This window comes from Porphyromonas sp. (assembly GCF_030529325.1).
GTDB lineage: Bacteria > Bacteroidota > Bacteroidia > Bacteroidales > Porphyromonadaceae > Porphyromonas_A.
The window spans coordinates 1-7317 of the sequence record NZ_JAUMXC010000069.1; the positions used below are offsets into that span (position 1 = coordinate 1).

A 7317-nucleotide genomic window follows, 5' to 3' on the forward strand; every position below is an offset into this window, starting at 1 on the left:
CGACAACCCCGAGAGCTTCACCCGGGACCTTTACGAACAGGTTTACCGCTTGCATCCTTCACATATATTATTTGAGAACATATAGTAAACTCTCTCCCTCCTTTTATCTGATTTTTGGAAAGCGGCTCGAGAACATCATCCCATAGATCATTTTTCCCTATCTTATGAGTGTGTATTTGTAGCCTTTCCGGTACACTCTTTCCGTCTTTTTATTGCAAAAACAAGGTCGCCCGAATAGCTGAAATCAGACAAAAATGAAATAAGAGAAAAAACTCAGAAATAAGTATTGCAAATACATTTTTTATCAATACATTTGTGTGTCCCTTAACGGAGACAAGTATTGAAAATAATGAAATCAATTTATTTAATTCATTAACTTATATAATACAAGATGAAAACCCAAGAAATCTTGTCTGCATTAGAAGCGAGACACCCAGGTGAGTCTGAGTATCTACAAGCGGTAAGAGAAGTCCTCTTGTCGATTGAAGAAGTGTACAACCAACACCCAGAGTTTGAAAAAGCTAAGATCATCGAACGCATGGTCGAGCCGGATCGTGTCTTCACATTCCGTGTGCCCTGGGTAGACGACAATGGTGAAGTACACGTAAACATCGGTTACCGTGTACAGTTCAACAACTGCATCGGTCCTTACAAAGGTGGTATCCGCTTCCATCCTTCAGTAAACCTTTCAATCCTCAAGTTCCTCGGATTTGAGCAAACATTCAAAAACGCTCTCACTACTCTTCCTATGGGTGGTGGTAAAGGTGGTGCTGACTTCTCTCCTAAGGGTCGTACAGATGGCGAAATCATGAGATTCTGCCAATCATTCATCACAGAGCTTTGGAGAAACATCGGTCCTGACACAGACGTCCCTGCAGGTGATATCGGTGTAGGAGGTCGTGAAGTTGCTTACATGTACGGTATGTACCGCAAACTCGCTCGCGAAAATACAGGCACATTCACAGGTAAGGGTATGACTTTCGGTGGATCTATCCTCCGTCCTGAAGCTACGGGTTACGGTGCTATCTACTTCCTTGACCAACTCCTCGCTACACACAACCACAGCTTGAAGGGCAAGACTGTAGCCATCTCCGGTTTCGGTAACGTTGCTTGGGGTGCTGCTGCTAAGGCTACTGAGCTTGGTGCCAAGGTGGTGACTATCTCCGGTCCTGACGGTTACGTTTACGACGAAAACGGTATCAGCGGCGAAAAGATCGACTATATGCTCGAACTCCGCAACAGCGGTAACGACATCGTAGCTCCTTACGCTGAAAAGTACGGAGCTAAGTTCTTCGCAGGCAAGAAGCCATGGGAACAAAAGGTAGACATCGCTCTTCCTTGTGCTACTCAAAACGAGCTTAACCTCGAAGATGCTAAGCAACTCGAAGCAAACGGTACTCTCTGCGTATGCGAAGTGTCTAACATGGGTTGCACAGCAGAAGCATCTGAATACTTCGTTGAAAAGAAGATCCTCTTCGCTCCGGGTAAGGCAGTGAACGCGGGTGGTGTTGCTACATCAGGTCTCGAAATGACACAAAACGCAATGCACATCTCTTGGACAGCTGAAGAAGTTGACGCTAAACTACACCAAATCATGAGCGACATCCACAATCAATGTGTTGAGTTCGGTCGTGAAGGTGACTACATCAACTACGTGAAGGGTGCAAACATCGCAGGCTTCATGAAAGTTGCACGTGCAATGCTCGAACAAGGTATCGTCTAATCTTTGTTAGGACAACCTTTTCCGCATATACAGGACGAGTGCCTGAGGTTCACCCCTCAGAGCACTCGTTTTCTTTACCCCTTCACATGCACCCAAAACGCGTTTTGGGAGCAGTATCTCCTTGAGGGTCTCATAGCCCCAATCTTGATCCTGACAAAGACAAGCATCACAGACATAGCAAAAAAAAGAGTGGCGCAAGAGTGTGGCACATTGGAGAGATGATGTTATCTTTGTATTATAGGCTGTTTGGGCAAAACACCTATCAGAAAAGGGTTGCACATTAATTTTGCACGACGATAAGGTATGTCACATATCAACTTCATCAGCAGTAAGCGCAGGACAGTTCGCAGGTTTTTAGGAGGCTCGATAGAGCCGGATGCGCTGAGAGATATATTGGAGACTGCGCTCAAAGCACCTACGGCACGGAATCGTAGAGCAACTTACTTTGTCGTGATAGAAGATAAGGAAAAACTCAACCGGCTCTCACAATGCAAACCGACAGGAGCCTCAGCAATCGGAGCAGGAGCACTTGCCATAGCGGTATGCTCGGATACGACTCGGGCAGCGCGCCCGTATGTGGACTGCGCGATAGCAGCATCATACATACAGCTGGCGGTGACGGATCTGGACTTGGGTTCTTGTTGGGTGCATGTCAATGATTCGCTCGGTGCAGAGGCCTTCGTAAAGGCAGAACTCGGAATACCCAAGGACGATGCTGTACTTTGCCTCATAGCCATAGGGATACCCAAAGATGAAGATCTCGAGCCTCGCAAGGAAGAAATAGAGTGGGAAAGAGTCTTTATAGACCATTTTGAAGATCGCAACATAACACCCGGACATGAATAATCACACATTCGTCATCGTAGGAAGTGGCAGGGTCGCCACACATCTCTCCAAAGCATTAAAGGCCGTGGGGATGCGATGCGTCGGTGTGCACAGCAGGACAAAGGAGAACGCAGATACCCTTGCCAGAGAACTGAGGAGTAAAGCGATAGAAACAATAGAAGGGGTGTGGGCTGTGGATACGGACTTCGTCCTCCTGGCGGTGAGTGACAATGCTCTGCTGACTCTCGCCAAGACAATACCTGAAAACTATCTCCATGTGGTACTGCACACGTCCGGCAGTACATCGGCAGATGTCCTTGGCAAGGCGAAGCACCACGGTGTACTCTATCCACTGCAGACGTTCAGTAAGGAAAGAGAGTTGAAGGCCGCAGAGATTCCGTTTTTCCTTGAAAGCTCTTCACCCGAAAGTAAAGACATGTTACTATCCATCGTCTCAGCACTTGGTACTCGACAGACAACATGGTGTGACAGTGCATCTCGCAGACAGATCCACTTGGCTGCTGTCTTTGCCTGCAACTTCGTCAATCATATGTACACTCTGGCCTACGAGGTGATGGAGACTGCAAAACTTGACCCAAGTACTCTCATACCGCTGATGAAGGAGACTTTGGCAAAACTTGAAACGATGCATCCCGCAGAGGGACAGACCGGACCGGCATCAAGATGTGACACCGCAACGATGGAAAACCATGTAAAACTACTGAAAGCACAACCGGACTTGGCAAAACTCTACGAGGAGATAAATCGCTCGATAATAAATAAACATACCAAAAGAAAGGATTCACAATGAGCAAACTGAGTATAAATATTTCGGCATTTGAGGCCGTCATCTTTGATGTGGATGGTGTGCTATCACAGATTACCATACCGATGGGCTCGGATGGAGTCCCCCAGCGTACACTGAATGTACGTGATGGCTATGCCATAAAGATGGCAATAGAAAAAGGAATCACCCTGGGGATCATCTCCGGGGGCTACTCGGAAGCTCTACCCAAAAGATACGAAGGGCTCGGGATGAAACACATCTACATGGGTATCCCATACAAGATAGAAGCTCTGAGGGACTTTATCCAGAAGACCGGCATACCTGCCGAACGCATCATCTATGTGGGAGACGATCTGCCGGACATAGAGGTAATGAAGTATTGCGGATTCTGCGTCGCTCCTGCCGATGCTGCTCCGGAAGTGAAAGCGATAGCCAACTATATCTCTCCTGTAAGTGGGGGAATGGGTGTGGCACGAGACATCCTTGAGGAACTCCTTAAAGTAAAAAACTTATGGATGAATGAGACCGCTTTCGGGTGGTGAAACATTCTTCAAAAATTATGATGAAAGCCCCCATAAATTCGCTCCTGAACGGTCGTAGGATCGTCCTCGGGTCACAGTCTCCACGTCGGATACAGCTACTTAACGAACTTGGGGTGGATGTGGATGTACGCCCTCCCGACATAGATGAGACCTATCCCGACACATTGGAAAAAGCTGAGGTACCTGTCTATCTTTCTCAGTTGAAAGCCGAACACCTCCTCCCTACCCTTGCCGAAAACGAGATACTGATCACAGCAGATACGGTGGTGCTCTTGGAAAATGACCTTTTGGGTAAGCCCGCAGACCTCGATGATGCTCGTGACAGCCTAAGACGCCTCAGTGGCAAAACAAATACCGTCATCACGGGTTATGTAATCATGGATGCTCATGGTGCGATCACAAAAGGCAAAGCAACAAGCAAAATACGCTTTGCGCCCCTCGAAGAGCAGGAGATAGACTACTATATACAACGCTGCGAAGTTTTAGACAAAGCAGGCTCCTACGGTGTGCAAGATTGGATAGGCCTCATAGCCGTCGAAGAGATAGAGGGCTCCTACAATAATATCATAGGTCTGCCAACAGCACTCATTTACAGAGATCTCAAGGCGTTCTTGGCAAGATCATAAGACAGATAAAACAATAATACTACTCATATGACACAAAAGAAGAAATATGACAAGGAGTACCTTAAACTCCTTTCCAAACAATTCCCCACAGCAACATCCGCAGCGACAGAGATCATCAATCTGCAAGCTATACTTAGTCTGCCAAAGGGGACCGAACACTTCCTCGCAGATATCCATGGCGAACATGAGGCATTTAAGCACGTATTGCAAAACGCATCCGGTAGCATTCGTCGCAAGGTGGATGAGCTTTTCGGGACATCGGTACGCCAAGATGAAAAGAGAGAGCTATGCACACTGATATACTACCCCAATGAGGTGATGGATGTAATACGCAAGCGAGAGGCAAATATCGAAGACTGGTACATGGTCGTCCTGAACCAGTTGGTACAAGTCTGTCGTAAGGCGGGCGAAAAGTACACACGTAGTAAGGTACGCAAGTCTTTGCCCTCAAAGTACAGTTACATCATACAAGAGCTCCTTCACGAAGATGCGACCAACACGCACAAGACAATGTACTACCAAAGCATCTTCAACTCAATCATACAGACCGGCAAAGCCGAAGACTTCATTGTTGCTATATGCAAGACCATCAAAAGGCTTGTCATCGACAAACTACACATCGTCGGAGACATCTATGACAGAGGTCCGGGAGCGCATCACATCATGGATACACTCGACAGTTACCACAACTGGGATATGCAGTGGGGTAATCATGATATGGTATGGATGGGAGCAGCCTGCGGTAATGCAGCCTCAATGGCAAATGTCATGCGTATCTCCCTACGCTATGCCAACCTCAACACCATTGAAGATGGTTACGGCATCAACCTCTTGCCTCTTGCACGCTTTGCGATGAAGACTTACGCTGATGATCCATGTACGGTCTTCATGCCTAAGTTGGCAACTGCCGACAGAGTCTATGACGAAGGCAGTGTATACCTATTGGCTCAGATGCACAAAGCGATCTCCATCATACAATTCAAGCTCGAGTACCAGATCATCCAACGTCACCCTGAGTACAAGATGGAGGGGCGTAATCTCCTTCACCTGATAGACAAGGAAGCCGGGACGATCACCTTACCATCGGGCGGTACTTACCCACTGTTAGATAAAAACTTCCCTACGATCGATCCGAAAGACCCATATGCTCTCACTGAAGAAGAGCAAAGTGTCGTCGATCGCCTCATGGACAATTTCCGCAGCAGTGAAAAGCTCCAGCACCACATCGGTCTGATGTATAAGTACGGCAGTATGGTCCTTACCATGAATGATAACCTCCTTTATCACGCCTCTGTCCCCCTCAACGAAGACCGTTCATTCAGAGCTGTGGAGATCGAAGGGAAGAAGTACGCAGGAAAGGCTCTATACGAAAAGATCGACAGTATCGTGCGAGAAGCACACGTAGGACGCAAAAAAGGCTCCAAGCTCAAGAAGCAGTCTGCCATCGACTTTATGTGGTATCTCTGGTGTGGACCGGACTCTCCACTCTTTGACAAAGATGCGATGACGACACTTGAGCGTTACTTCATCGAGGACAAAGAGACACACAAGGAAAACAAGGGTTACTACTTCATCTATCGTAAAGAAGAAGAGATGTGCAACACCATCCTCCAAGAGTTTGGTCTTGCCGGCCCTGACTGCCACATCATCAATGGACACGTCCCTGTAAAAGCCATCAAGGGCGAACAACCAATACAAGCCGGTGGACGTATGGTACTTATCGATGGAGGGTTCAGCCACGCTTACCAAAAGAGTACCGGTATTGCAGGCTATACGCTCATCTACAATTCTCACGGACTTCATCTCGTTCAGCACGAACCATTTAGCTCGACCAAAGAAGCTATTGAAAACATGGACGACATTCAGAGCTCCACAGTGGTCAAGACCAGCTCGAGCCACCGTATCCTTGTTGCCGACACTGACAACGGCAAGATACTCCAAGGCGAAGTAGATGCCCTCACAGCTCTTCTCGAAGCATATAAATACGGGAAGATCTAATCAAGTAGGTATATAACGACAAAAAGCAACGGCTCTTTGAGAAATTCTCAAAGATCCGTTTTTCTATCTAATAATCAATATATTAAAGAACAACTAATCAAAAACAGCAACTACCTAATCAAAAATATTTAGCCCCAAATTGAAATTTTTATACCTACTTATAGGTATATATAGAAATATAGCTGTATATTTGCAGTGTAATTAGGAGTCAATAATAACGCTCCAAACAGAAGGAGAAATTAACAAACTAAATAACTCATAAACTCATAACATTATGGCACACGTAATTTCTGACAGCTGCGTAGCATGCGGTTCTTGCATCGACGAATGTCCAGTATCTGCAATCTCTGAAGGCGATATCTACATAATCGACGCTGATGCTTGCATCGACTGTGGTGCTTGCGCCGGAGTATGCCCTTCTGAGGCTATCTCAGCACAGTAAGCTAAAAAGAGAACTAAAACAACACTCACTCTTGAATTTAGGGCGATGTATCTTCCGATAGATACATCGCCTTTTTATTTTTCGTCTATACGGAGTGCCACCGAGGACAAAAACGGTGAGCGATTCACTTTAAGGCTCCACAATTTTTCAAAAAAAAGGAAGAGGATAAAAAAGTAACCTCAAAGGATTCTCCTCGATAGATACCTAAACATCACAAAGAAATACACCCATCACAAAAGGCAATAAAAAAGAGGACTAAAATCAACATAATGTCGACTTCAGTCCTCTTTTTGTGGGCCCTGACGGATTCGAACCGCCGACCCTCTGCTTGTAAGGCAGATGCTCTAAACCAGCTGAGCTAAGAGCCCGATTGT

Annotated in this window: 7 protein-coding genes and 1 tRNA gene; 7 read left to right on the plus strand and 1 reads right to left on the minus strand. The window is 46.4% G+C overall.

All coding sequences use genetic code 11. The features are described from left to right. Nucleotides 1–391 precede the first annotated feature (391 nt). From gdhA to Q4A14_RS08430, 7 genes are all read left to right on the plus strand, one after another. Nucleotides 392–1723: an NADP-specific glutamate dehydrogenase gene (gdhA, locus tag Q4A14_RS08400; protein WP_303171392.1), complete on the plus strand. Its 1332-nt coding sequence runs from the start codon at nt 392–394 to the stop codon at nt 1721–1723. Nucleotides 1724–2026: 303 nt separating this feature from the next. Continuing rightward, nucleotides 2027–2569 carry a nitroreductase family protein gene (locus tag Q4A14_RS08405; protein ID WP_303171394.1) on the plus strand — a complete coding sequence of 181 codons (543 nt, stop codon included), beginning with the start codon at nt 2027–2029 and terminating at the stop codon, nt 2567–2569. Continuing rightward, the gene (locus tag Q4A14_RS08410) at nt 2562–3359 is read left to right on the plus strand and encodes a Rossmann-like and DUF2520 domain-containing protein (RefSeq protein ID WP_303171395.1); all 798 of its coding nucleotides are present in this window, start codon (nt 2562–2564) and stop codon (nt 3357–3359) included. Before Q4A14_RS08405 ends, Q4A14_RS08410 begins: the two co-directional genes overlap by 8 nt. Next, the gene (locus Q4A14_RS08415; RefSeq protein ID WP_303171396.1) at nt 3356–3877 is read left to right on the plus strand and encodes an HAD family hydrolase; all 522 of its coding nucleotides are present in this window, start codon (nt 3356–3358) and stop codon (nt 3875–3877) included. Before Q4A14_RS08410 ends, Q4A14_RS08415 begins: the two co-directional genes overlap by 4 nt. A gap of 17 nt (nt 3878–3894) precedes the next feature. Further along, entirely contained in the window at nt 3895–4503 is a 609-nt protein-coding gene (locus Q4A14_RS08420) for a Maf family nucleotide pyrophosphatase (RefSeq protein ID WP_303171398.1), read from the plus strand. A gap of 27 nt (nt 4504–4530) precedes the next feature. Next, nucleotides 4531–6501 carry a fructose-1,6-bisphosphatase gene (locus tag Q4A14_RS08425; protein WP_303171399.1) on the plus strand — a complete coding sequence of 657 codons (1971 nt, stop codon included), beginning with the start codon at nt 4531–4533 and terminating at the stop codon, nt 6499–6501. A gap of 274 nt (nt 6502–6775) precedes the next feature. Next, nucleotides 6776–6943, plus strand: coding sequence for a DUF362 domain-containing protein (locus Q4A14_RS08430; protein ID WP_303171400.1), 168 nt, complete (start codon nt 6776–6778; stop codon nt 6941–6943). A gap of 293 nt (nt 6944–7236) precedes the next feature. Here the strand turns inward: Q4A14_RS08430 and Q4A14_RS08435 are convergent. Beyond that, nucleotides 7237–7311, minus strand: a tRNA-Val gene (locus tag Q4A14_RS08435). Nucleotides 7312–7317 lie beyond the last annotated feature (6 nt).